The following is a 22,703-nucleotide window of genomic DNA, read 5'->3' on the forward strand; positions in this document are numbered from 1 at the left end:
ACGAGCCTACGGACGGCACGGGTCGTTGACGCGACCCATCGCCGGACAGGAGGGTCGGTGCCAGCTGGTACCGGGCCTCCCGTCCGCGGTCACCGGGCTGCGAGGACCGCGGCCTCCTCTGCCAGCGTCAGGCCGGAGCGTCGTGGGCGGGTGACGCCTCGAGCCTGCTCGTCCGTCAGGACGTCCCGCAGGGTCGTCCTGAGCGGCCGGGTGGTCCCGCCCGACTGCCGGAACGCGCTGTTCGACCGACGGGCGAAGCCCGACGCCGAGCGTGGCAGCCAGAGCGGCAGCGATCGGGGACCTGCCCAGTAGCGGACGTCGTGTTCAAACAGGGCCTCGTCCTCGAGCGGGAGGAGCTCGCCCGTGAAGCCGGCCACCGCGACGGCCTCGCGGAAGAAGGCGTCCATCGGGACGGCATCGCCGACGACGTTCACCGGGCCGGTGGCATCGGTGCGGGCGATCCACGCGGCCAGGTCGCGGACGTCGACCGTCTGCACGAACCGGTCCGTCGGCGTCGGGATCAGCACCGGGCCGGGCTGGCTCAGCCGAGCGGGCCAGTACCCGAACCGGTCGCTCGGGTCACCGGGGCCGACGATCAACCCGGGGCGGGCGATCAGCAGCCGGTCGCCGAGTCGCTCGGCCGTCGCACGTTCGGCGGCGACCTTGGCGTCGGCGTACTGCGACAGGTCCGACGGCTCGACCAGGGGAGCGGACTCGTCGGCGCCGGGTCGGTCGTCGTCCGCGGAGACGGAGATCGTCGAGACGAGCGTCCAGTGCCCGGCGTGGTCGGCGAGCGCGTCGAGCGCTCCGGCCACCAGGCCCGGGTCGGACGCGATCTCGACGACGCGGTCCCACGGGCGGCGGACCCGGTCGTACGCGTCGGGATCGCGTCGGTCTGCGCGCACGAGCCGTGCTCCGTCGGGCACGGCGCCGGACGTGCCTCGCGCCAGGCAGGTGACGTCATCGCCGTCCGCCAGGGACTGTGCGGCGATGTGTCGACCGAGCCAACCGGTGCCACCGAGGATCAGCACGTCTGCCATGGGACCAGTCAACCCGCTCGCGCGGGCAGGGGCGCTCCGGGGTGCCTGGGTCGCACCCCGGCGTGGACATCGCGCCCCGTGCCACGGGGGCGCGATGGGGCTGAGAGGGTGCGATGCGCGCAGACCCCCGCCGCCGCCAGCGCCCGCGCGCAGAGGTGCGAGGGTGTCCACGGCGGGTTCGGGCCCGGGGGGACGCCCGCGCGCTACGACGCCGTCGGGTGCGACGCTCTCGTCAGACGCTGTCCGCCCGGTACCGGGGTCGGGCATCCGCGGCTCGGGACCGCGGAGGAGCACCAGCGACGGTACGACCCGGTGCGCTGGCGGGTTCCCAGGCGTGCGCGGACTGCACCGTCCGGTCGGCTCGCGAGCCGGCGAGTCCACGGTGTGGACCCTGGATGTTCAGGCACCGATTTGTGCAGTGTCCCCCGAACGAGGCACAGATGATGCATCATGTCTGGGGGACGCGTCACCGAACCACCTTCGGCATCCTGCCGTCCGGACGCATCCCATCCCGCCGCTTCCCGCGCCCGAGCCCCTAGAGGAGCCCGACATCTCCACTCGAAGCACGCGCACGCCCATGCGCCTGAAGACCCCCACGACCCCCACCGAACGGAACGCCCGATGAACCGCCGCGCCAAGATGATCGCGGTGGCCACCGCGAGCCTGATGCTGATCGGGGCCCCCACCGCCGCACAGGCCTGCGCCTGGTGGGGCTGGGACGGTGGCTCCCACCACTCCCGCCCCGCGCCGTCGCCGACCCCCACCGAGGACCCGACGCCGACCCCGACCGAGGACCCCACGCCTGCGCCGACCGAAGAGTCGGCACCGGTCGAGGACACGACGCCGGAGCCCACCCCGACCGACGACGTGACGGCCGAGGCCGCCCCCGCCGCGCAGCAGGACTCCGCTGCGACCGCGCCGGACGCGTCGTTCGTCGAGGACTTCAACACGCCGGCCCTGCTCGGCAAGGTCGCGTCGCTGTACAAGCAGGCGTGGCAGCCCTACCCGGACGGCACGTCGGGCATCTACGCGCCGAGCAAGACCGTCTCCGTGGCGAACGGCGTCATGAACGTCGCGCTCGGTGGTGACGGCGCTGCCGGCACCTTCGGCACCTCGGCCGGCGCCTGGGACCACGTCGGTGGGACCTTCTCCGTCCGCGCTCGTGCGGACGGTGGCGACGGCAACGGCGCGGCGTTCATGCTGTGGCCGACGTCGAACGTCTGGTCCGACGGCGAGATCGACTTCCCCGAGGGCAACTTCGAGGCAAGCCCCTCCGCGTTCCAGCACTCGATGACCCCGGGTCAAGAGGCGAACCGGACCCAGATCCCCAGCGGGGTCTCGTGGCGCGACTGGCACACCTACACGGTCCAGTGGATCCCCGGTCAGTCGGTGACGTACAGCGTCGACGGCAAGGTCCTGCAGACCGTGACGCACGACGTGCCGACCACGCCGCACCGCTTCATGTTCCAGACCGGCAACTGGGGTGCCTCCGGCAACCTGCAGATCGACTGGGTCGCGACCACCGAGTGATCGTGGTCTGAACCGGAGACGGACGGGAGGCCCGGTGCCAGCTGGCACCGGGCCTCCCGTGTCTGCGGCCCGTCCCACCGCGCCTGCTGCCGCCTGCCCCGCCCGCTCGGTACCGTGGTGGCCATGGCCACCTTCACGCCGCCCGCCGCCGAAGCGATGCGCACCCGACTGCTGCTCGCGGCACGCGACGAGTTCGCCGCCGTCGGCCTGGCGTCGGCGCGCATCGAACGCATCGGTGCCGCCGCCTCGAGCAACAAGGCGCAGGCCTTCCACTACTTCGGCAGCAAGGAAGGACTGTTCGACGCCCTGGTCACCCAGACCGTCGACGACCTGCTCGCTGCGGTCCCGTTCGACGCCGAGCACCTGCCGGAGTGGGCCGGGAACCTGCACGACGCCGCGGTCGATCGCCCGTGGATGCCGCGCCTGCTGACGTGGCACCGGCTCGAGCGTGCCGATCAGCACCCGCTGCCGGCGATCGTCGAGCGCGCCACAGAGCTGACCGCCGCGGTCGAACACGCCCAGCGCGCCGGGGTCCTCCCACGGTCCCACCGTCCCGCCGTCCTGCTCGGGCTGGTCGTGCACCTGGCCGCCTTCTGGAGCTCGACCACGTCCGAGTACGCGCCCCTGGTGCAGTCCGTGACAGCACCGCGGCGACGCCAGGTCGTCGTCGACGCGGTCGCCGCACTGCTCGGGCACTGACCGACGTCGTCCCGCCCGACTGCTCGGGGGACGAGGAACGCCCCGCCGTCGGATGACGGCGGGGCGTTCTCGGTGCTGCGTCGTGTCAGGCTGCGACGAGGCGGGTGAACTGGTCGGCGGAGAGCTGCTGTGCGGCTCCACCACCGGCCGGCAGGCGCCAGAGACCCGGCGTCGGACCGGCGGGGATGTCGCCGAACAGGTCGCCGGCGTCGTCGGTCACGCCGAACACCGGTGCACGGTCGACGGCGGTGATGCCCGTCACCGGGTACTTCGTCGTCGTGGTGCCGGATCGGACGAGCTCGTCGGAGAACGACCGGTCGATGGCGCACGGGGTCGGGTACTCGGCCGGGGCCGCGCACCACTGCTTCGACTCGACCAGCACGAAGCCGTCCTTGCTCACCGCGCCGATCTCGAACGCCGTGCGGTCCGACAGCTTCGTCGAGGTCGAGCTCCCCACGGGCAGCAGGTACCACGTGTTGTAGCCGCTGGCGCCGACCGTCCACGAGTGGATGTAGACGTCACCGTCGGCCTCGACGGACATGGCGTCCGCACGACCCGAGGGGAACGGTCCCGAACCGGTCAGCGTGCGGGTCGTGACGGCTCCCGCTGCGGTGCGCACGGTCAGCACGTCACCCGACGACGCGTGGCGGAAGGTCGCCACGATGCCGGTCGAGGACACGGCCCACAGCGAGCCGGGTGTGCCGAGTCCCGGCACGGCGGCCGGGGTGCTGCTGCCGGCGGGCAGTCGGGTCACTGCGCCGGAGACGGAGTCCGCCCAGAACAGATCGCCCGCGTCGTCGGTGCGCAGGTCCGGCGAGGCGTGCAGTCCGGTCGCGACCGAGTGGGACGCGGAGCCGTCGTGCGGGTACTCGACGATGGTGGTGCCGTCAGCGGCAGGCACGAAGACGTCGCCCTGCTGGTCGGCGGTGTAGCCGTCGCCGTTCGGTGCGACGACGGTGCTCGCCGTGCTGCCGTCGGTGGCGAAGCGGACGACGTTGCCCGCGGTGTCGAGTCCGAACAGTGCGGAGACGGTCGGTGCAGCGACCTTCGGCACCGTGTACCGCACCGAGGCCGCCGGGCTGCTGCCGCGCTTGTTCGTGGCGCGGACCGAGAACGTGTAGGTCGTCCCCGGTGTCAACGACTCGAAGCAGTGCGACCGCGCGTTCACGGGCAGGGTCACGACGCCGTGACCCGGGCGCTGCTCGACCGGCTTGACGGCGACGGTCCACCCCGCGACCGGCGCGCCCTGACGTGCCGCACGCCAGTGCACGGTCGCGGTGTCGTCCTCCCCACGGACGGTGACGCGGATCGGGGTGGCCGGGGCGGACCGGACAGGAGCGGCAGCCGCTGGTGCGGCTGCTCCGAGGACGAGTGCCGCCGCAGCGACGGCGACGATCACGAGTTTCTTCACGATGGGATCCCCTCTGTCCGGGGCGCAGATGCGGCGGACGGCTCATGCTGGCACCCGCTGTTCCCGCTCGGGAACGGCTGGACGTGCGATGTGCGGTTCCCCGCACCGCATGGTTGCCGTGGCGGTGCGGACGGGAGGCCCGTGGCGGCGCTGCCACGGGCCTCCCGTCCGTCAGTCGGCTGCTGCCGCCGCGGATCGGAGCGTGCGCGCAGCGTCGTCCAGGTAGTCGGTCAGCAGGGTCGACGCGGCTTCCGGGTCGCCGGCGCGCAGTGCGGCGACGATCGCCTGGTTGCGGTCGACGAAGCCGGCGTGGAAGGCGGCGGGGTCGTCGGTCGTCAGGAAGGCCAGCCGCATCTCGGCGAGCAGCCCGTCCATGAGTCCCCAGAGCCGTTCGCTCGGCAGGGCCCGGACGAGCGCGGCGTGGAACCTGATGTCCGCCGTGCCGACCGCCTGCCAGTCGCCCGCTGCGGCGGCGACCCGCGCGTCATCGACGGCTGCGGCGACGTCCCGCATCGCGGCGGAGTCGGGGGCGATGGCGCGGACCGCGGCGCCCTCGAGCACCTGGCGCGCGGCGTACAGGTCGGTGACGTCCTCGGCGGTGAGGCGGCGGACGAAGACCCCACGGTTGAAGACGTGCTCGACCAGCCGGTCGCGGGCGAGCAGGCGGAATGCCTCGCGCAGGGTGTTCCGTGAGACGCCGAGCTGCTCGCTGAGGCGCTCCTCGGAGAGCTGTGCGCCGGGGGAGAAGTCGCCCGCGGCGATCATCGCGCGCAGCCGGTCGGCCGTCGACGCTGCGCCGCTGACGGTTCGGGTCATGGGGCGATCCTGGCACGGAGTGGTGGGCGTCCCATCACCCGGTGTCGCGTGTGACCGGCGTGTTACAGATCACGCGATGTGCTTGTGATTGTTGAACAATGCGGTCCAGACTGTCCCGCATGTTCGTCCTCATCGGGGTTGCCGTCGTCATCGTCGGGTTCGCACTGCGGGTCAACGCGCTGCTCGTCGTCACGGTCGCCGGCATCGTCACTGCGGCCATCGGCGGCATCGGGCCCGTCGGCATCCTCGACGCGTTCGGCAACGGCTTCGCGTCGAGCCGCTCCGTCACCACCTTCGCGCTCGTGCTGCCGGTCATCGGGCTCGTCGAGCGCTACGGGTTGCAGGACCAGGCCAAGCGGCTCATCGCCAAGCTCGACCGGCTCACGACCGGCCGGCTGCTGGCCGGGTACCTGGTCATCCGGCAGGTCACCGCGGCGGTCGGGCTCACCAGCATCGGCGGGCCGGCCCAGACCGTGCGACCGCTCGTGTACCCGATGGCCGAGGGTGCGGCCATCAAGAAGTACGGCCGGGTGGACGAGACGATGCGCGAGAAGATCAAGGGGTACTCGGCGTCGTCGGACACCGTCGGGGTGTTCTTCGGCGAGGACGTCTTCGTCGCCGTGGGCTCGATCCTGCTCATCACGACGTTCGTCGACGCCACCTACGACCTGGCACTCGAACCCATCGACCTGGCGCTCTGGGCCATCCCGACGGGCATCGCGGCGCTGCTCGTGCACGGCACCCGCCTGCTGCTGTTCGACCGCAAGCTCGACCGGATGGCTGCGGACGCCCGCGGCGCGACGGCCCAGGCGGGGGTCGCGGCGTGATCACCAGCGAATGGCTCTACTGGCTCATCGGCGCGTTCTTCATCGCGGTCGCGGTGCTGATCGTCACCGACACCACGCACGCCAAGCGGCTCGGCAACGCGGCGTTCTGGGGCATCCTCGGCCTGTCCTTCTTCTACGGCACGTTCGTCGCCGCGAAGACCGCGCCGGCGTGGGCACTCGGTGTCGCCGTGCTGGTGATGGTGGCTCTGGCGGGGCTCGGCTTCACCGGCACGACCAGCCGGACCCGGGTGGCGAGCATCCCCGGTGCCGGCACCGGCGCCGAGACCGGACCTGCCGAACCGACCGGCGTCACCCCGAGGGCCGACGGCAGCAGCAGGAGCGTGCTCGCCACCACGACGCCGGACGAACGCGCCGCCTCCGCCCTGCGGTTCGGCAACCGGCTGTTCGTCCCGGCGCTGGTCGTGCCGGTCGTGGCCGTGTTGGTCGCGACCCTCGGCCCACTCGTGTCGTTCGGCGGCGGGCCCCTGCTCGCCGAGGGCAGTGCCACGCTGACCGGGCTCGGCATCGGATCGGTGCTCGCCGTCGTCGTCGCGGTGTTCGTCCTGCGGCCACCGTCGCTCGCGACCCCGGTGCGCGAGGGCGGCCGCCTGCTGCAGGCGATCGGCTGGGCCGCGCTGCTGCCGCAGATGCTCTCGACGCTCGGCATCGTGTTCACCCAGGCCGGGGTCGGCGACGCGGTCGGCACCATCATCAAGTCGATCCTGCCGAGCGGGTCGCTGCTGGCCGCGGTCGTCGTCTACTGCCTGGGCATGGCGCTGTTCACGGTGATCATGGGCAACGCGTTCGCGGCGTTCCCGATCATGACCGCCGCGATCGGCTGGCCGGTGCTCGTGCAGGGCTTCGACGGCAACCCCGCGGCGATCTTCGCGATCGGCATGCTCGCCGGGTTCTGCGGCACGCTGGTCACACCGATGGCCGCCAACTTCAACCTGGTGCCGGCGGCGCTGCTCGAGATGCGGGACAAGTACGGCCCGATCAAGGCGCAGATCCCCACCGCCGCCATCCTGCTCGTCGTCAACGTGGGAGTCATGTACCTTGTCGCATTCTGATCGCGCCCGGATCGACCTCGACCGCGCTGCCTGGGCCGAGCAGTTCGCAGCCGTCGCCCTGCAGAACACCACCCGCGAGTACCCGTACGCCGCGCACCACACCACGTCGGGGCCCGACGACCGGGCGCTGCCGGTCGAGCTCCACCCGGCCTTCGCGACCTCGTACGACTGGCACTCCTCGGTGCACATGCACTGGTTGGCCGCCCGTCTGGTCGCGTTCGGCCTGCCCGCCGGTCCACAGGACCAGATCACCGCGGTGCTGCAGGACCACCTGCGCGCGGAACACCTGGCGACCGAGGCCGCGTACCTGCACGAGACGCCCCACTACGAACGGCCCTACGGCTGGGCCTGGCTGATGAAGCTGGCCGCCGAGGTCCAGGCCTCCGACGTCCCCGCCGTCCGATCACTGGCGCCGGGGTTCGCTCCGGTCGTCGACGTGCTCGACGACCTGGTCACGCGCTGGGTTGCCGGCGCAGCACACCCCGTCCGGCACGGCGTACACAGCAACTCCGCGTTCGGGCTGCTGCTCGTGCTCGATGCGGCACGATCCCTGGGTCGCGACGACCTGGCGGCCACGGTGTCCCAGGCTGCCCGTGACTGGTTCGGCGACGACGCTGGCTGGCCCTTCGCCTGGGAGCGCAGCGGGCACGACTTCCTGTCCGCCGGGTTCGCCGAGGCCGACCTGATGCGGGCGGTCCTGCCCACGGCCGAGTTCGCGCCGTGGGCCCGGGCGTTCTTCGCCGAGGTCCGTGCCGGCGACGCGGTCCTGACCCCGACCGTGGTCCGCGACGAGCACGACCCGCAGCAGGTGCACCTGTTCGGGCTCGACCTGTCGCGTGCCGGAGCCGTCCGTCGGATTGCGGACGTCCTGCGTGCTGCCGATCCGGACGACACCGCGCTGGCGGACCTGCTCGGCGATGCGGCCGATCGGCTGCTGGCGTCGGGGCTGCAGGCGAGCGTCGGCGAGGAGTACTGGTCCACGCACTGGCTGGCGAGCTTCGCCTGGGACGCGATGGAGGCCCGCGAGCACGCCGCCCGCTGACCCTGGCGCCCGTCTCGCCCGTCGTGCAGGATGAGCGCATGCCGAGGGGGAATGTCGGGGTCGTCGCAGCAGTGACGCTGCTGGTCGTCACACTGAGCGGGTGCAGCTTCGCCGGGACGGTCTCGTGCAGAGACGGCATCCAGCTCGACACCGCGCAGGACCGCATGGACGCGGCTCCGCTGGTCGTGGATGCCCATGTCCGCGCGACCGACCGGACCGTCGACGTCGAGGGCGACTACCGCCTGCTCGAGGCCACCGTCACCGAGGTGGTCAAGGGGACGGCGCCGTCCCGGTCGCTCGAACTGTTCTCGCCGTCGGACCAGTGCACGTCGAGCGGGAAGCCCGTCGAGTACCTGGACGACGTGCTCGCCGAGCCCGGCCGCTACCGGCTGTACCTGACGGCGGAGCGACCCGGCCTGTGGCGCCTGATCGTGCCGGGCGCCGCCGACCCCCTCGACGCCGACGGGAACGTCCGCCCGGCGAGCTGATGGTCAGGCGCGTCAGGGCATCCGGCCGAGCGCGGCGAGCACCCAGAGGCTGACTTTCCGCACGAACGGTGCCGTGCGCTCGAGCTCGGCGGCAGTCGACCCTCGCAGGATCTCGGCAGGAACACCGCGTGCGCAGAGTGGTTGGTCCCGGAGTGCAGCTTCATGCTCGCGCTCGAACTCGCACTCGCTGCAGAACGCCTCGCCGGCTGCGCCAGGGTGCTCTGCCCACGCATGTCGGCATTCGGGGCAGTGCGCGTCGCGGAGTCGACGGCGGAGCGCGCGCGAGGTTGGGGGCAAGCAGTCCACGGCTCGATCATGCCGGATCACGTCGTCGGGCCGGGCTGTCCATTCGAACGCAGGAGAGAGTCACCGTCAGATGTGCATGAATTCATGTCAGAAGTGATCCGTCCTGGTATGATTTCGTATCAGGAGGCCCCTGTGGTTCAACGCACATCCGCCCGGCGACGGCGACAGCTGGCGGCGCTCGGCGAGAACGTCCGACGCTGGAGGGCGATCAACGGCATGTCCGCCGCTGAGCTCGCTGATCGGGCAGCAGTCTCCCGTCAGACGCTCCGCGCGATCGAGGCGGGCGAAGGTGGACGCATCGATTCCCTCTTCGCTGTGCTGGGCGCTCTCGGCATCGCGGACGCCGCTGTTGCCGGGATCGATCCGTACAACAACGAAGCAGCTCGAGCTCGGATCGACGACATGCTCCGCCTCGGGAAGACCCTGTGACTCCGGGCGAGGTCGAGGTCTGGGTGGGCACCGGCACCGGCACCGGCACCGGCACTCGTCGCGTCGGAGTCCTGCGACCGTCGTTCATGGGCGGGCGGAACCTCGCCTCGTCGTCGTTCGAGTACGACGCTGCGTGGGTGCGCGACGGCTGGCAGATCTCACCAGATCTCCCGCTCGGCCAGCGGCGCATCTACGTCGCCGAGAACTCGACGCTGCCCGGTGCGTTCAGTGACGCGGCCCCCGACGACTGGGGCCAGAAGCTCATCCGCGCAGACCATGCACGCCGGCGACGTGTCGACTCAGCGTTGCCTGCGCGCTTGGGTGAGTTCGACTACCTGCTCGGTGTTGCTGACCACACGCGGATGGGTGCCCTCCGACTCCGCGTCGGTGAGACCTGGCTGTCGAGTGAAGCAGGCGTCGCGAACTTTCACGATCTCGACCGGATCGTCGAAGCAGCGCGACGGTACGAGCTCGAACAGGCGACCGATGATGACATCGCGTACCTCAACGACGTGGCGACATCGCCTGGGGGAGCGCGACCGAAGGCGAACGTCCGGACGGACTCCGGCAGCCTCGCGATCGCGAAGCTCCCACACTCGAAGGACGGGAACGTCGACGTCGAGCGCTGGGAAGCCGTCGCGCTGGCGCTCGCCGCGGACGCTGGTCTGTCCACGCCGCGATGGACGTTGGCGAGCGCCGACGCCGGGCGCGCCGTGCTGGTCTCGGAACGCTTCGATCGAGGGGCAGCAGGGGAGCGCTTCGGGTACATGTCCGCCCGGACGGCGTTCGGACTCCGAGCACACGACGACGGTGCGCGCGAGACCTACGAGGACTTCGCCGACGTGATCGATCAATGGAGCGTCACGCCGGCCGCAGATCTCAGAGAGATGTTCGGACGCATCGCGTTGACCGTGCTCGTCAACAACGTCGACGATCACTGGCGCAACCACGGGTTCATCCACACCGACCGTGGCTGGAACCTCTCGCCGCTGTTCGATGTGAACCCCAGCCGCCATCGAGGCGTCATCGACTCGCGTCAGATCAACGCTGGCGACGACCCGGCGGATCGCCACCTACAACACCTCGTCGACATCGCCGGAGCGTTCCGTCTGCGCGACGCCGAGGCCCGCTCGATCATCGCGCGCGTCGCGGCGTCCGTGGTCAACTGGGAGTCGGTCGCGGCCGCTCTCGGTATCGCAACCGCGCAACGCGAACTGCTCCGAGTGGCGTTCGTCACACCACAGCTCGAATGGGCCTTGCAGTCCTGAAGGCCGCCTGGCGCTACGAGAGCGTGATGCTCCGGTCGAATGTCCTGGTGACGGGCGGCTCAGCCAGGATCGCGGCGAGTGCCTCGGCCTTGCCCTCGGGTGTGGCACGCCACGCGACGTAGGCATCGTGGGCGGCCGTGGTCGTCCACCGTTCGAGCACGACGACGCGGGTTGCGTCGGCATCGTCGACCAGCACCTCGAGCGACTCGTTGCCGTCGAACGCCGCGGTCTGCGCCAGGGTCTCGCGGATCGCGGACTCGATCGTCTCGGCCGGCAGGTCGTCACGCAGTCGGACCTCGAGGAACACCGTCATCGACATGAGAACACCTTTCCGTCGTGAAGCGCAGCCCGATCCGGTCGCGCACTCCGAGCCAACTCGGAGCGCGCCCGAGTTGTTCCTCACCGCACGATGCGGAAGCGCACCGGGTCACTCGGGCGCAACTGCGCTGCCCGGCCGACGGACCGGCCACATCTCCCCCGACGGGTGGTGTGCGACGTCCTCCGCAACGATCGTCACCTCGACTTCGAACTCGCCATCAGAACCGTCTTGCCGGATGCCACCTTCGACAGGTCCACCGCAGCGGTGAACCGCTTCGCCGCAAGGGGCAGTTCCGTTGCGACCGAACACCCCGGATCAACGCGATCGTGATGGTGTGTGCCGATGGCAGGTACGTGACCGCCGAGGCTCTTCCGCAGGACGCATACGGCGTGTCAAGCCACGTCAGTGAGTACCGACCGGCGCCATCCTCCTTCGCAGAGAACGCAGGGCCCAGGTTCGAGGGCAGCGCGTCGGATGCACGATGGAGCCGAAGGTCGAGTCGCTGCCCGGAGAGGTCCACGGTGGATGGTGGGAGCGGGAGGACATTTGTTGCCGCTTCGCCCGTGCATCCGGCGACCAGGAGGACCACGAAGACACTCGCTACTGCCAGAAGGATCCTCATCAGCGGTGGGCTGTCGATCCCGCGCCGATGTCGGTCGGCCACGAGCAGTCGGGGTCGGTGTCGGCGCGGGCAGCGTGCATCATCGAACACGCGCATCTCACCATGCATCCCCCCGAGAGTGAGCGCGGCCAACAATCCGCACAACCATCACCGATGACTGCCGCCCCTTCCACCTGAGTCCTTGACTCATTCTGACCGATCCGTCTGCAGGGGGTGTCCCCGGCCAGCGACCGCGCCTGAGCAATCAGTCCCGGGGAGCAGGGCGGAGATCGGCGTCGTGTACGCGTCGTCATGAGCCGGTTTGCTCGCAGACATCCCACCGCCATCAGCGCACGATGCGGAAGCGCACCACGTCACCGGGGCGCAACTGCGCCGCCCGGTCGACGGACCCGGGCGTCAGGACCGCCACGACCGGGTAGCCCCCGGTCACCGGGTGGTCCGCCAGGAACAGCACGGGGTGCCCCTCGGGCGGCACCTGCAACGACCCGGTCTCGACCCCCTCGCTCGGCAGCTCGTGCGTGACGGCGCGGACGAGGGGGACCGCGGCGGTGGTCCGGACGCCGACCCGGTCGCTGTCGGCGCTGACGGCGTACTCCTGCTCGGTCAGGGTCGAGCGCCACGCGGGGGTGAACCAGTCGTCGCGCGGACCGGGCACAACGTCGAGCACGACCGGCTCGCCGGGCATCGGCTCGCGTGGTGGAGCGACGGCGTCGACGACCGGCCACGATCCGGCCTCCGCTGCGGATCCGATCGGCAGGACGTCCCCGACCGACAGCGGCGCCGGCCCGAGTCGTGCCAGCGAGTCCAACGAGCGGCTGCCCAGGACGGGCTCGACGGCGAACCCGCCCCGGACGGCGACGTACGCGCGCAGCCCGGTCGCCGGCACCCCGATGTGCAGGACGTCGCCGGGACCGAGCAGCAGCACCTCGTACGCCGCGGCACCCCGGATCGTGCCGTCGAGACGCTCGACGTCGACGGGGCAGGGTGCGCCGGTGACCGTGGCGACCACGTGCGCGTCGGACCGCAGCGAGACGGAGCCGAGCAGGGCCTCCAGGACGGCCGCGTCGGGCCGGTTGCCGACCATCCGATTGGCCAGTGCGGCGGACCCGCGGTCGGCGGCGCCGGCCGAACCGAGCCCCATGTCGCTGAAGCCCGGCCGTCCGCGGTCCTGGGTCGTCACGCCGTACCCGACGCGCAGAACCGTCAGCGCGCTCACCGGTCGACCGCCACGAGCGCGTCGGCCGCCACGAACCGGACGCGCGTGCCGGCGGGCGCGAGCGCCGGCGGGTCGCGGTCGAGCGACCACATCGGCGCATCGGTGCGCCCGATGAGCTGCCAGCCGCCGGGCGACGTGCGCGGGTACACGGCGCTGAACTCGCCCGCCAGTGCCACGGCGCCGCTCGGCACGGCCGTGCGCGCGCTCGCACGGCGGGGCAGGTCGAGCGATGGCGACGTGCCCGTCAGGTAGCTGAAGCCCGGGGCGAACCCGCAGAACGCACTCGTCCAGACCTGCCCGGTGTGCCACGCGACCAGGTCGGTGGCGGACATGCCGGCGAGGCGGGCGACGTCGTCGAGGTCCTCGCCGTCGTACGTCACCGGGATCACGACGGGCTCGGCCTCGGCGTCGTCCACGGCGTCGACCGCGGGCTCGACCGCCACGAGTGCCGCGAGTGCCGCGCGCACACGACCGGCATCGGTGACCGTCGGGTCGAAGCGGAACAGCAGGGTCCGGGCGCCGGACACCACCTCGGTCACGCCCGGCAGACCGGACGTGGACTGCCCGGCCCGGAACGCGACGACCGCCGCCAAGGAATCGAACGTGGCGAGCAGCGCCGAACCACCGGCGGGACGCAGATCGAGCATCACAGCGTGGGCGCGAAGGGCGCGATCTCCACGCCCTGCGCGGTCAGCAGCGTCCGGATCGCCCGCGCCATCGCGACCGCCGAGGGGGAGTCCCCGTGCACGCAGACCGACTCGGCCCGCACGCGGATCTCGGAGCCGTCGACCGCGGTGGCCACCCCCTCGGTGACCATCCGGAGCACCCGCGCAGCGACCTGGTCCGGGTCGTGCAGCACCGCACCCGGAGTGCTCCGCGACACGAGCGAGCCGTCGGGTTCGTAGGCGCGGTCGGCGAAGGACTCGGCGACGGCGCGCAGCCCCAGACGCTCGGCCGCGCGCAGCAACTCGGAGTCGGGCAGGGCCAGGATCGCGAGCGTCGGGTCGACGTCGGCGACCGCACGCACCACCGCGTCCGCCTGCACGGGGTCGGCGCACGCGGTGTTGTAGAGCGCGCCGTGCGGCTTGACGTACGTGACGGCCGTGCCGGCGACGTGTGCCGCCGCGGTCATCGCGCCGAGCTGGTGGACGACGTCGGCGTGCAGCTCGGCGGGCGTGACGTGGACCGGGCGTCGGCCGAAGCCCGCCAGGTCGCGGTAGGCGACGTGTGCACCGACGGCGACACCACGGGCAGCCGCGGCCCCCGCGGTCGCGAGCATGATCACGGGGTCGCCGGCGTGGGCCCCGCACGCGATGTTCGCGCTCGAGACCACGTCGAGCATCGCGGTGTCATCGCCCATCGGCCAGGCGCCGTACCCCTCGCCGAGGTCGCTGTTGAGGTCGATCGTCGTCACGAGGGCTCCCTGTCGCCGAGGTTGTTCAACAATCCACCGAGGCGGCTCCAATCTACCGAGACAGTTCCGGGAACTCCAGTGCAACCGGGCGACCGAGCACAGCACCGGCAGCGCGCTCGCCGGAGCACATCGCCGCGGTGACGGTCGCCGGGTCCTCGGTCCAGGTCGCCTCGCCGGCCAGGTGCAGCACGCCGCCGACCGGGACGGCCAGGTCGTCGTGGTCGCTCGTCCGCGAGCCCGGGGTCATGTACGCGTACGAACCGCGCGCGAACGGGTCGTCCTGCCACGCCGTGACGTGCGCGCTCGTGGGCTCGGGGACGTCGCCGTACAGACGGCGCAGCTGCTCGAGCACCGACGCGGTCACCTGGTCGACGCTCCACCCGCGGATGCCGTGCGCCGCGGGTCCGGCCGCGAAGGTCAGCAGCGTCGGCTCACCGTCGAGCCGGGTCAGGTCGTACCAGGAGTGCCACCAGCGCCCCTCGGGTCCGAGCTGCCGGATGCCGTACACGTCGGCGCCGTCGGCCGGGGCCCAGAACCGCGTCGGGAAGCGCAGGACCACCTTCTCGAAGGCGTTCATCCGGAGGCGGCCGAGTGCGGCCCGGTGGGCAGCGGGCAGGTCCGGCTCGATGACGAAGGCGTCGGACTGCAGCACTCCGACGGGGACCGTCACGACGACGGCGTCGGCCGCGAACGTCGTCTCCCCGACCGACACGACGTTGCCGGACGCCGACCACACGACCCGCTCGACCACGCATCCGAGCCGCACGTCGAGCCCCTCGGCCAGGTGCGTCGCGAGCGCGTCGTAGCCCTGGGGGAACACGACCTCGTCGCCGTCGATCGCGTCGTCGTCCAGCCCGTGCGCGGCGAGCCCCGCGATCGTGACCCCGTACTGCTCCTCGCTGCGGTGGGCCAGGTGCTCGCGGACCCGCTCGACGCGGTCCGCCGACCAGTGCTGCTGGGCCAGCGCGGCCTCGGTCACGTCGCGGTAGGTGGCGTCCGGCGCCGAGGCTGCGATCACCGGCGCGAGTGCGGCGTCGACGGCACGCACGTCCTCGACGAAGCGCCGAGTCGCCTCGGGGTCGAGCAGCTGGCCGTCCGGTCCCGCGTAGGCGATCGGTCGGCTGTCGGCCTGGTAGCCGCCGACGGTGAACTCGACCGTCGGCATGCCGAACGCGTGCGCCGCGGCCGCGACCGGACTGCCGTCGACGCCGTGGATCCACGACGCGCCCAGGTCCGTGACCCGGCCGTCCGACCGGTCCGTCCACACGCGGCCCCCGACGCGGTCGCGGGCCTCGAGCACGACGACGTGCTGACCGGCTGCCGTCAGCAGCCGTGCGGTGGTGAGCCCGGCGATGCCGGCGCCGACCACGATGGTGTCGAACCGTTCCATGGCCGCAGTCAACACGACCGCACTGACGGTGACCGCCTGGAGGCCCGGCACCGGTCCGCCGGGCCGACACCGGGCCTCCAGACGGTCGCGGCTCAGGCCCGGGAGACCATGATCCAGCTCACCTGGATCCCGTACCCGGTCGCGGGCGAGATGCGCAGGTCGACGAGACCGTCGGAACCGACCTTCGTCGACGTGGAAAGGGTGCGGTACGTCCCGTCGATCGGTTGGGCGGTCGCGACCGTCGTGCCGTCGACGGCCACGGCGGCGGCACGACCCGGCGCGCTCTTGGTCCACGGGTCCCAGAAGCCCATGTCGACGCGGTACTTCCCCTTCGACAGGCCGCCGAGGGCGTACTCCAGGTCGGTCTTGTCGGCCTGCCAGCGGACGGTGCTGGTGACGGTGCCGCCGCTCGTGCCCGAGGTGCCGCCGGTGGTGCCGAAGTACCCCCAGTGCGCGCGGCTGCCAGGGTCCACGCCGAACCGCTGGTCGGGCACGGTGTTGGGGATCCGGTCACCGCGCTGCTTCGCGAACCGCAGGTCGGCCGCCAGGTCGCTCGTGCCCTGGCCACCGGCGTCGACGAAGTACGCCAGCCGCTTCGGCATCACCGTCACGGTGCGGGTGAAGGTCCGGCCGTCGTCCAGCGTGCCCGTCACGACCCGCTCCCCCGGCGTCGACAGGGCGTCCGCCGCCCAGCGGACGCGGTGGGAGCGCTGCCGACCGTCCTCGCGCACGGTGACCTTCGTCGGTAGTGCCCGGGTGTCGCCGAGGGTGGCCTGTCCGGGGATCGTCGTCGTCACCTTCCAGATCGACGACGGCCGCAGGTCGTCGAGCGACCACGACGTGGTGTCGCACGAGAACGACATGGCGCCGCCCTCGCCGAACGTCACGGGCAGCCAGATCGACGGCGCGGTCCGCAGGTCCTCGGCGTTGTTCCAGCGGTCGCCGATGTACACGACGCGGCCGTCTCCGAGGTTCAGCAACGAGGTGCTCTGCGAGTTGCACGTGGTGTCGGCTCCGGTCCCCGTCGCCGGGTTGCCGTGTGCGGTCCACGTCCCCAGCAGGTCGGTCGCCGTGGCGTAGGCGGCGGCGTTCGGTGCCCAACCGGTCGCGCCCGAGGTCATCAGGTAGTAGGTACCGTCGACCTTGGTGAGCGCCGGCGCCTCGCGCTGTCCGCCGATCCACGGCTGGGGCCGTCGGAAGTCGACGCCCTCGACGGCCTTGGTCGGGTCCGTCGCCAGGCCGGTGTAGTCCGCGTCGAGCTTCGAGATGTAGAGGGTCAGGTTCTCCTCGGACGCGTAGACGATGTAGGCCGTCCCGTCGTCGTCGACGAACAGGTTCATGTCCCGGGCCATGCCGGGGGAGTCCGGCTTCTGGTTCGTCGGGTCGTCGGCGGCGACGCGGTCGAGCCGGTACGAGTCGATGTACCGGAACGGACCCGTGGGGGAGTCCGACACGGCGACGCCGGCGGTGGCCTTGGCGTACTGCGCGTTCGAGTCCGCGGTCGGTCCGTCGGCGTGCACCCACATCACCCACTGCCCGGTCGCCGCGTTGTGGACCACCTTCGGCCGCTCCAGGATCGCGCCCGGGCGGTCGGCACTCGGCGCGGTCACGCCGAGGTCCCGGTACACCGCGTCCTGCTGCGCGCTGTCGTACTCACCGTAGAGCGACGCGAAGTACGGATCGTCGAAGTCCGCCCGGCTGGTCATCGTCCGGAGCGCCAGGCCCTGGTCCTTCCAGCTCGTCAGGTCGTACGACGAGTACACGTGCACGCCGCGCGTGTTCGCGTACCCGTTCACACGGTCCTCGCCGTACCAGTAGTAGATCGTCCTGCCGGCGCTGTCCTGGGCGGTGACGACCTGGCCGCCGTGCCCCTGGACGGGCGCTCCGTTGTCGTCGTTCCACTGCTGGCCCGGGTGGAAGGTCCCGGTGTCGGCAGCGTGTGCCGGTGCGGTACCCAGTCCGGCGACCAGCAGTGCTGCTGCGACCGCCCCCGCGGCGATCGTCCATCGTCGTGTTCGTCGAATCCCCATCGATCCGGCCTCCTCGGCTCGTGCTGCCCCCGTTGGCAACGTCAACATCCTGCGACGGTCCTCAGGTGGATGCAAGGTGGTGCGGCAACTGGACCCCCGTCTGACGCGCGGCGGAGTCGATCCACGAAACGCGGACCCGTCGCGGGATCCCGGGTTGCCGAGGATGGTGGAGGGGTGAACGAGACGACCTCCCGACCCCCGACGACGGCGCTGGTCGCCGTCTCCGGGCAGGACACGGACTCGGCGATCACGTCACTCGCCGGCATGTACGCCGGCCGGACCTGGTACTCGTCTGCCCTCGACCAGCAGTACTGGTACAAGTACGTCGCGGTCGGGGACGACCAGCTCAGCGTCCGTCGCTCGCAGATGCACGGCTACCTGCGCGGCGACGCGGCGACCGAGGGCGAGGTCGTCGTGCAGTGGCTCGACCGTGGGACCGCCCGGGTCGACGTCGGACGGGACGAGGTCCGGATGGAGCCGGGCGTCCCCACGCTGTTCCCCGTAGAACGACGCTTCCGGATGGAGTACCAGGACTGGGACCAGCGGCTCGTGCACCTCGGGCAGGACCTGGTGCGCCAGGTGGCCCAGGAGTCCGGGCTGCTCGCCTGCGGCCCGCTGGCGTTCGACCACCGCGTCACCCCGGATCCGACGAGCATTGCTGTGTGGCGCACGGCCGTCGCGGGGGCGATGCGCGCGCTGCACACCGGCGGAGTGGGTTCGCTCGCCTGGCACGAGGCGCAGCGCGAGGTCGCCCGTGCCCTGCTCCGGCTGTACCCGCTGCAGTCCGAGCCGCTCGGTGCCGACCCGGCGCAACGCGCGGGAGCCCGCCTCCGGACCGCCATCGAGTACCTCGAGGCGCATGCCCACGAAGCCGTGACGGTCACGGCGATCGCCGACGCCGCTGGGCTGAGCGTGCGCGGGTTGCAGGACTCGTTCCAACGGACGCTCGACCAGAGCCCGATGGCCTACCTGCGCGAGATGCGGCTGCGCCGGGCGCAGGAGGACCTGCTGCTGCTCGATCCGGGCGAGTCCTCGGTGGCCGAGGTCGCGCGCCGCTGGGGGTTCACGCACATGGGGCGGTTCTCGGCCGAGTACGCCAGCCGCTTCGGCGAGTACCCACGGCACACCCTGCGCCGCTCGTCCTGAGTTCCGAGGACGGAGGCGCAGAATCGTCTGCATGGACCTCACGAAGTACACCCATGCCACCGTCGTGCTCACCAAGGACGACACCACCCTGGTGATCGACCCGGGCGCCTACACGCCGAACTCCGCGGACCTGGTCGCCCGCACCACCGCGGTCCTGGTCACCCACGACCACCCGGACCACCTGGATGCCGACGTGCTGACCGCCGCGCTCGACGCCCAGCCCGAGCTGCGCGTCTGGGCCCCGGCGAGCGTCGCCCAGGCGCTCGGCGACCACGACGGCCGGGTCACGACCGTCGCCCCGGGCGACACGTTCGACGCGGCCGGCTTCTCGGTGCAGGTCGTCGGCGGCGACCACGCCGTCATCCACGCCGACATCCCGCTCATGAGCAACGTCGGCTTCGTGGTCGACGGCGCCGTGTACCACCCGGGCGACGCGTACTTCGTCCCCGAGGTCGCCGTCGAGACCCTGCTGGTCCCGACCTCGGGCCCGTGGGCGAAGCTCGGCGAGCTCGTCGACTTCGTCCGCGCCGTGCACCCGTCCCGCGCGGTGCAGATCCACGACCTGATGCTCAGCGACGCGGGCAAGGGCTCGTTCGCCCAGTTCGCCCAGCAGCTCACGGGGACCGAGCTGGTGACGCTGTCCGACGGCGAGACCATCGCACTCTGACGCGACCGTCCCCAGGACTGGAGGCCCGGTGTCGCTTGGCAACGGGCCTCCGCTGGTGCCATGGTGCAGTCATGAGCACGCAGGCAGCACCGACAACGACGGCACGCCCGACGGTCGTCACGATCGCGGCGGCGATCTGGTGGGTTGAGACGGTCGTCCGCCTGGCCGTCGGTGTGCCACGGCTGCTCGTCAGCCTGGGCACCGAGGACACGGGCCTGCTCGTCGCCACCGTCGTGGGTGGTGTCTTGTTCCTGGCTCTGACGCTGTTCTTCGGGTGGCTGGCGCTGCGGATGTGGCGTGGCTCGGGGACCGCGCGGCTGTGGTTGGCGATCATCGCCGGACTCGGCGTGGTGTCGACGCTCATCGGGTTGGTGACCACTCCGCCGGACTGGTCCCTCCTCGAACCGATCGCGCTGGCCGCCGCCGCCGTGCTGAGCTACCTGCCCTCGGCGCGCGGGTGGTTCCCGAAGGCCGAGCGCCGTCCGCGCCGCGTCGAGCCGAAGACCCTCGGGTGGGACCCGGAGACCGGCGAGCGCATCACCGAGGACACCGAGCGCTGACCGACCGGTTCAGCGCAGGACCTTGCCCGCGCCGAGCACCACGGGCCGCGGCAGACCGACGTCGATCGTGACGCTGCTGTCGGCGGCGATCCGGTCCGTCGTCGGCAGCCACGGCCGGCCCGGCGCCACCAGGACCAGCAGCCCGTGAACGTCCCCGACCGCGCCGAACCCGGCGGTCGGGGGCGCCGCGTAGGGAGCGACGCCGACGTCTGCGAGTCGCTGTGCGGTCGCGACGACGTCCTCGACCACCACGCCCACCTCGCTGACACCGACCACGCTGTCCGCGGTGAACGGTCCGACGTGCTCGGCTGGCAGCACGCGACGCTCGATGAACTCGAGCACCTGGCCGTCGGGTCCGTCGAAGTACACGGAGCGAGAGTCCCAGCCGTCCGGTCCCTCGAACACCGTGATCCCGTCGCGGGACAGCACCGGCGCGCGGTCGGCGATCCACGCCACGGCGGCGTCGAACGTGCCGGTGGGGATCGTCATCGCCAGGTGGTGCGTGCCGATCAGTGCGGGGTCGGGCTCGTGGTGGACCCGCGTGTGGCCGACGTCGACGGACACGCGGTCGGGTCCCTGGATCGTCGGGAACCCGAGCGGGCGCCACCACGCTGCGACGGTGTCGAGGGAGCGGACGGGGAGCGTGACCTGGGTGATGCGCATACCGCGATCCCATCACCTCGACATCGGTCGAGATCAAGACCCTTGACACGCGGCTACATATCGATCATCGTTGTATCGACATTCGATGGTACCGATGATCGATGGTGCCGCTGACCGACAGGAGAGGGAACGATGAGCACACCCGTCTACGACCCGCCTCGTGGCAGGAACTCCTACCTGGGGTACGTCGCCGCCTGCGTGATCGGCATCGGACTGCTGGTCTGGCGGTACGTCGCCGATCTGGCCGAGTCGATCCGCACCGGCACCGTCACCGTCCCGGCGCACGTCGCTGCGACCAGCGCCGTGCCGCAACCCCCGGGCGGAGCGACCGTCCGCACCGAGCAGCTCGCCCTGCTGGTCCGGACCGCCGACGTGCCGGCCGGCGCGATCGGGTACATCCGCGTCGGCGACGCCCTGGAACTCGTGTTCGTCGCGGCACTCATCGGCCTGGTCGCCACCGTCGCGTGGCGGATCGCACGGGGCGGTCTGTTCGACATCGCCACGGCGAAGGTCCTGGACGTGCTGGCGGTCGCGGTGGTCGTCGCCGGGTTCGTGCCGGCGTTCGTCCGCCGGATGGGCTGGAACTGGGTGGTGTCCGCACTGGGATGGGACGGCCGCCTGCCCGACCCCGTCCTGGACCCGCCGTACGTGCCGGTCTACCTCGGGCTGCTGCTCGTGATCTGCTTCCGGTTCGCGCTGACCGCCTCGCAGCGGATGGTGCGCGACCAGGCCGGACTGGTCTGATGCCGCCCGAGTCCGACGACGGCCACGCGGTCGTCTGTCACCTCGACGACCTGCTCGCTGCCAGGGGGATGACCCTGACCGAGCTGGCTGACCGGGTGGGCGTCACCGTCGTCAACCTGTCCGTGCTGAAGAACAACCGCGCCAGGGCGATCCGGTTCTCGACGCTGACGCGGCTGTGCGAGGTGCTCGGCTGCCAGCCCGGCGACGTGTTCTCCGTCCGGCGCTGACGCCGCCGAGCCGTGGATCGCGGACAGGAGGCCGCGGTCGGGTTCAGACGACCGCTGCGGCCAGCAGGGCCTCGGCATCACGGCGTGCGACGGCAATCGCCGCCGTGTCGAGCCCGCAGGCACGCAGGCAGGTCGCGACGATGGCGTCCCGGTCGGTGTCGCGGACGCTGCCGGCGCGGCGCAGCTGGATCACCGTCTCGGCGAGCTGGATGAGCAGACCGCCGAGCTGTGTCGGGGTCAGGGACGCGGTGACGTCGGGCGTCGCGGCGAGCGACCCCAGCCGGCCGTAGGTGTCCTGCAGCTCGCGACGCTCGACCCGGAACCCGTCGTACCGCTCGCCCTGCACCTCGGGCAGCAGGTACAGCGTGCCGATGTTGTGCGGCGTGCGCACGAGGGTGTCGACGTCGATGAGCACCAGCGCCGCCAGGGCACCGGCGGCGCTCGCCGTGTCCGGCACCCGCTGCTCGAGGCCGCGCACCACGTCCAGGCTCGGGCGCACCGAGGTGGTCAGCAGCTCGACGAGCATGTCGTCCTTGCCGGCGAAGTGGTAGTACAGCGAGGCCTGCCGGATGCCGACCCGGTCCGCGATCGCCCGGGTGGACGTGGCGCTCAACCCGTTCTCGACGAACAGGGCCGCGGCGGCGTCGAGGATCTGCTCCCGCGGCGACAGCTCCGAGTCGGTCGTGCCGGCAGCCCGGGGACGGCCGACACGGGTGGGGCGGTCGTCGGCGGGCATGCCCCCATCCTCCCAGGCCCGCGCCGTCACGCCTGCTCCCGGG

At 71.7% G+C, this 22,703-nt stretch carries 24 protein-coding genes; 13 read left to right on the plus strand and 11 right to left on the minus strand.

The genetic code is table 11. The features are described 5' to 3' along the window. Positions 1-89 precede the first annotated feature (89 nt). The gene (locus tag ACLBWP_RS04985) at positions 90-1,040 is read right to left on the minus strand and encodes an NAD-dependent epimerase/dehydratase family protein (protein WP_447654322.1); all 951 of its coding nucleotides are present in this window, start codon (positions 1,038-1,040) and stop codon (positions 90-92) included. 621 nt (positions 1,041-1,661) lie between these two features. Here ACLBWP_RS04985 and ACLBWP_RS04990 point away from each other — a divergent pair. Together ACLBWP_RS04990 and ACLBWP_RS04995 are read left to right on the plus strand one after the other, a co-directional pair. After that, a complete protein-coding gene (locus ACLBWP_RS04990) occupies positions 1,662-2,570 on the plus strand; it encodes a glycoside hydrolase family 16 protein (RefSeq protein WP_447654323.1) in 909 nt (302 codons plus the stop codon). Between the two features lie 123 nt (positions 2,571-2,693). Further along, a complete protein-coding gene (locus tag ACLBWP_RS04995; RefSeq protein WP_447654324.1) occupies positions 2,694-3,269 on the plus strand; it encodes a TetR family transcriptional regulator in 576 nt (191 codons plus the stop codon). A gap of 85 nt (positions 3,270-3,354) precedes the next feature. Here ACLBWP_RS04995 and ACLBWP_RS05000 read toward each other — a convergent pair whose 3' ends face one another. Both ACLBWP_RS05000 and ACLBWP_RS05005 read right to left on the minus strand, forming a co-directional pair. Continuing rightward, entirely contained in the window at positions 3,355-4,680 is a 1,326-nt protein-coding gene (locus tag ACLBWP_RS05000) for a fibronectin type III domain-containing protein (RefSeq protein ID WP_447654325.1), read from the minus strand. Positions 4,681-4,851: 171 nt separating this feature from the next. Beyond that, entirely contained in the window at positions 4,852-5,496 is a 645-nt protein-coding gene (locus tag ACLBWP_RS05005; protein WP_243562760.1) for a GntR family transcriptional regulator, read from the minus strand. A 119-nt stretch (positions 5,497-5,615) separates the two neighbouring features. Here ACLBWP_RS05005 and ACLBWP_RS05010 point away from each other — a divergent pair, with 119 nt between their 5' ends. The 6 genes from ACLBWP_RS05010 (at position 5,616) to ACLBWP_RS05035 (ending at position 10,926) form a co-directional block, all read left to right on the plus strand. Beyond that, positions 5,616-6,323, plus strand: coding sequence for a DUF969 domain-containing protein (locus ACLBWP_RS05010; RefSeq protein ID WP_243562758.1), 708 nt, complete (start codon positions 5,616-5,618; stop codon positions 6,321-6,323). Continuing rightward, on the plus strand, positions 6,320-7,393 hold the full coding sequence (locus tag ACLBWP_RS05015) for a DUF979 domain-containing protein (protein WP_447654326.1): 1,074 nt from the start codon (positions 6,320-6,322) through the stop codon (positions 7,391-7,393). Before ACLBWP_RS05010 ends, ACLBWP_RS05015 begins: the two co-directional genes overlap by 4 nt. Next, a complete protein-coding gene (locus ACLBWP_RS05020) occupies positions 7,380-8,435 on the plus strand; it encodes a DUF2891 family protein (protein ID WP_447654327.1) in 1,056 nt (351 codons plus the stop codon). Before ACLBWP_RS05015 ends, ACLBWP_RS05020 begins: the two co-directional genes overlap by 14 nt. 38 nt (positions 8,436-8,473) lie before the next feature. Then, positions 8,474-8,923 (plus strand): hypothetical protein, encoded by a 450-nt coding sequence (locus ACLBWP_RS05025; protein ID WP_447654328.1) that lies wholly within the window; start codon positions 8,474-8,476, stop codon positions 8,921-8,923. 162 nt (positions 8,924-9,085) lie between these two features. Continuing rightward, a complete protein-coding gene (locus tag ACLBWP_RS05030; RefSeq protein ID WP_447654329.1) occupies positions 9,086-9,658 on the plus strand; it encodes a helix-turn-helix transcriptional regulator in 573 nt (190 codons plus the stop codon). Further along, positions 9,655-10,926: a type II toxin-antitoxin system HipA family toxin gene (locus ACLBWP_RS05035; protein ID WP_447654330.1), complete on the plus strand. Its 1,272-nt coding sequence runs from the start codon at positions 9,655-9,657 to the stop codon at positions 10,924-10,926. Before ACLBWP_RS05030 ends, ACLBWP_RS05035 begins: the two co-directional genes overlap by 4 nt. 13 nt (positions 10,927-10,939) lie before the next feature. Here the strand turns inward: ACLBWP_RS05035 and ACLBWP_RS05040 are convergent, their stop codons facing one another. From ACLBWP_RS05040 to ACLBWP_RS05065, 6 genes are all read right to left on the minus strand, one after another. Next, the gene (locus ACLBWP_RS05040; RefSeq protein WP_243562748.1) at positions 10,940-11,245 is read right to left on the minus strand and encodes a putative quinol monooxygenase; all 306 of its coding nucleotides are present in this window, start codon (positions 11,243-11,245) and stop codon (positions 10,940-10,942) included. Between the two features lie 947 nt (positions 11,246-12,192). After that, complete coding sequence (locus ACLBWP_RS05045; protein WP_447654331.1) at positions 12,193-13,083, minus strand: 5-oxoprolinase subunit C family protein; 891 nt, start codon at positions 13,081-13,083, stop codon at positions 12,193-12,195. Continuing rightward, on the minus strand, positions 13,080-13,730 hold the full coding sequence (locus ACLBWP_RS05050; protein ID WP_447654332.1) for a 5-oxoprolinase subunit B family protein: 651 nt from the start codon (positions 13,728-13,730) through the stop codon (positions 13,080-13,082). Before ACLBWP_RS05050 ends, ACLBWP_RS05045 begins: the two co-directional genes overlap by 4 nt. Continuing rightward, on the minus strand, positions 13,730-14,497 hold the full coding sequence (locus tag ACLBWP_RS05055) for a LamB/YcsF family protein (RefSeq protein ID WP_447654333.1): 768 nt from the start codon (positions 14,495-14,497) through the stop codon (positions 13,730-13,732). Before ACLBWP_RS05055 ends, ACLBWP_RS05050 begins: the two co-directional genes overlap by 1 nt. Positions 14,498-14,549: 52 nt before the next feature. Continuing rightward, complete coding sequence (locus ACLBWP_RS05060) at positions 14,550-15,887, minus strand: flavin monoamine oxidase family protein (protein ID WP_447654334.1); 1,338 nt, start codon at positions 15,885-15,887, stop codon at positions 14,550-14,552. Positions 15,888-15,979: 92 nt separating this feature from the next. Then, positions 15,980-17,917: a glycoside hydrolase family 43 protein gene (locus tag ACLBWP_RS05065; RefSeq protein ID WP_447654335.1), complete on the minus strand. Its 1,938-nt coding sequence runs from the start codon at positions 17,915-17,917 to the stop codon at positions 15,980-15,982. Positions 17,918-18,091: 174 nt separating this feature from the next. Between ACLBWP_RS05065 and ACLBWP_RS05070 the strand changes: the two genes are divergently transcribed. The 3 genes from ACLBWP_RS05070 to ACLBWP_RS05080 all read left to right on the plus strand — a co-directional run bounded on the left by ACLBWP_RS05070 (position 18,092) and on the right by ACLBWP_RS05080 (position 20,290). Continuing rightward, positions 18,092-19,063, plus strand: coding sequence for a helix-turn-helix domain-containing protein (locus ACLBWP_RS05070; RefSeq protein WP_447654336.1), 972 nt, complete (start codon positions 18,092-18,094; stop codon positions 19,061-19,063). Between the two features lie 31 nt (positions 19,064-19,094). Next, positions 19,095-19,730 (plus strand): MBL fold metallo-hydrolase, encoded by a 636-nt coding sequence (locus tag ACLBWP_RS05075; RefSeq protein WP_447654337.1) that lies wholly within the window; start codon positions 19,095-19,097, stop codon positions 19,728-19,730. A gap of 71 nt (positions 19,731-19,801) precedes the next feature. Continuing rightward, entirely contained in the window at positions 19,802-20,290 is a 489-nt protein-coding gene (locus ACLBWP_RS05080; protein WP_447654338.1) for a hypothetical protein, read from the plus strand. A 9-nt stretch (positions 20,291-20,299) separates the two neighbouring features. Here the strand turns inward: ACLBWP_RS05080 and ACLBWP_RS05085 are convergent, their stop codons facing one another. Beyond that, a complete protein-coding gene (locus ACLBWP_RS05085; protein WP_447654339.1) occupies positions 20,300-20,953 on the minus strand; it encodes a VOC family protein in 654 nt (217 codons plus the stop codon). A gap of 132 nt (positions 20,954-21,085) precedes the next feature. On the opposite strand from ACLBWP_RS05085, the gene ACLBWP_RS05090 reads away from it, so the two are divergent. Further along, positions 21,086-21,697: a hypothetical protein gene (locus tag ACLBWP_RS05090; RefSeq protein WP_447654340.1), complete on the plus strand. Its 612-nt coding sequence runs from the start codon at positions 21,086-21,088 to the stop codon at positions 21,695-21,697. Continuing rightward, complete coding sequence (locus ACLBWP_RS05095) at positions 21,697-21,924, plus strand: helix-turn-helix domain-containing protein (RefSeq protein WP_447654341.1); 228 nt, start codon at positions 21,697-21,699, stop codon at positions 21,922-21,924. Before ACLBWP_RS05090 ends, ACLBWP_RS05095 begins: the two co-directional genes overlap by 1 nt. Positions 21,925-21,967: 43 nt before the next feature. Here the strand turns inward: ACLBWP_RS05095 and ACLBWP_RS05100 are convergent, their stop codons facing one another. Further along, positions 21,968-22,660, minus strand: coding sequence for a TetR/AcrR family transcriptional regulator (locus ACLBWP_RS05100; protein ID WP_243562729.1), 693 nt, complete (start codon positions 22,658-22,660; stop codon positions 21,968-21,970). Positions 22,661-22,703 lie beyond the last annotated feature (43 nt).

Source organism: Microbacterium sp. M1A1_1b, from assembly GCF_053345565.1.

Coding starts and splice junctions, on each gene's coding strand:
- ACLBWP_RS04985 (WP_447654322.1), bottom strand. CDS start 1,040: ATGGCAGACGTGCTGATCCTCGGTGGCACCGGTTGGCTCGGTCGACAC.
- ACLBWP_RS04990 (WP_447654323.1), top strand. CDS start 1,662: ATGAACCGCCGCGCCAAGATGATCGCGGTGGCCACCGCGAGCCTGATG.
- ACLBWP_RS04995 (WP_447654324.1), top strand. CDS start 2,694: ATGGCCACCTTCACGCCGCCCGCCGCCGAAGCGATGCGCACCCGACTG.
- ACLBWP_RS05005 (WP_243562760.1), bottom strand. CDS start 5,496: ATGACCCGAACCGTCAGCGGCGCAGCGTCGACGGCCGACCGGCTGCGC.
- ACLBWP_RS05010 (WP_243562758.1), top strand. CDS start 5,616: ATGTTCGTCCTCATCGGGGTTGCCGTCGTCATCGTCGGGTTCGCACTG.
- ACLBWP_RS05025 (WP_447654328.1), top strand. CDS start 8,474: ATGCCGAGGGGGAATGTCGGGGTCGTCGCAGCAGTGACGCTGCTGGTC.
- ACLBWP_RS05030 (WP_447654329.1), top strand. CDS start 9,086: ATGCTCGCGCTCGAACTCGCACTCGCTGCAGAACGCCTCGCCGGCTGC.
- ACLBWP_RS05040 (WP_243562748.1), bottom strand. CDS start 11,245: ATGTCGATGACGGTGTTCCTCGAGGTCCGACTGCGTGACGACCTGCCG.
- ACLBWP_RS05050 (WP_447654332.1), bottom strand. CDS start 13,730: ATGCTCGATCTGCGTCCCGCCGGTGGTTCGGCGCTGCTCGCCACGTTC.
- ACLBWP_RS05060 (WP_447654334.1), bottom strand. CDS start 15,887: ATGGAACGGTTCGACACCATCGTGGTCGGCGCCGGCATCGCCGGGCTC.
- ACLBWP_RS05065 (WP_447654335.1), bottom strand. CDS start 17,917: ATGGGGATTCGACGAACACGACGATGGACGATCGCCGCGGGGGCGGTC.
- ACLBWP_RS05075 (WP_447654337.1), top strand. CDS start 19,095: ATGGACCTCACGAAGTACACCCATGCCACCGTCGTGCTCACCAAGGAC.
- ACLBWP_RS05080 (WP_447654338.1), top strand. CDS start 19,802: ATGAGCACGCAGGCAGCACCGACAACGACGGCACGCCCGACGGTCGTC.
- ACLBWP_RS05085 (WP_447654339.1), bottom strand. CDS start 20,953: ATGCGCATCACCCAGGTCACGCTCCCCGTCCGCTCCCTCGACACCGTC.
- ACLBWP_RS05090 (WP_447654340.1), top strand. CDS start 21,086: ATGAGCACACCCGTCTACGACCCGCCTCGTGGCAGGAACTCCTACCTG.
- ACLBWP_RS05095 (WP_447654341.1), top strand. CDS start 21,697: ATGCCGCCCGAGTCCGACGACGGCCACGCGGTCGTCTGTCACCTCGAC.
- ACLBWP_RS05100 (WP_243562729.1), bottom strand. CDS start 22,660: ATGCCCGCCGACGACCGCCCCACCCGTGTCGGCCGTCCCCGGGCTGCC.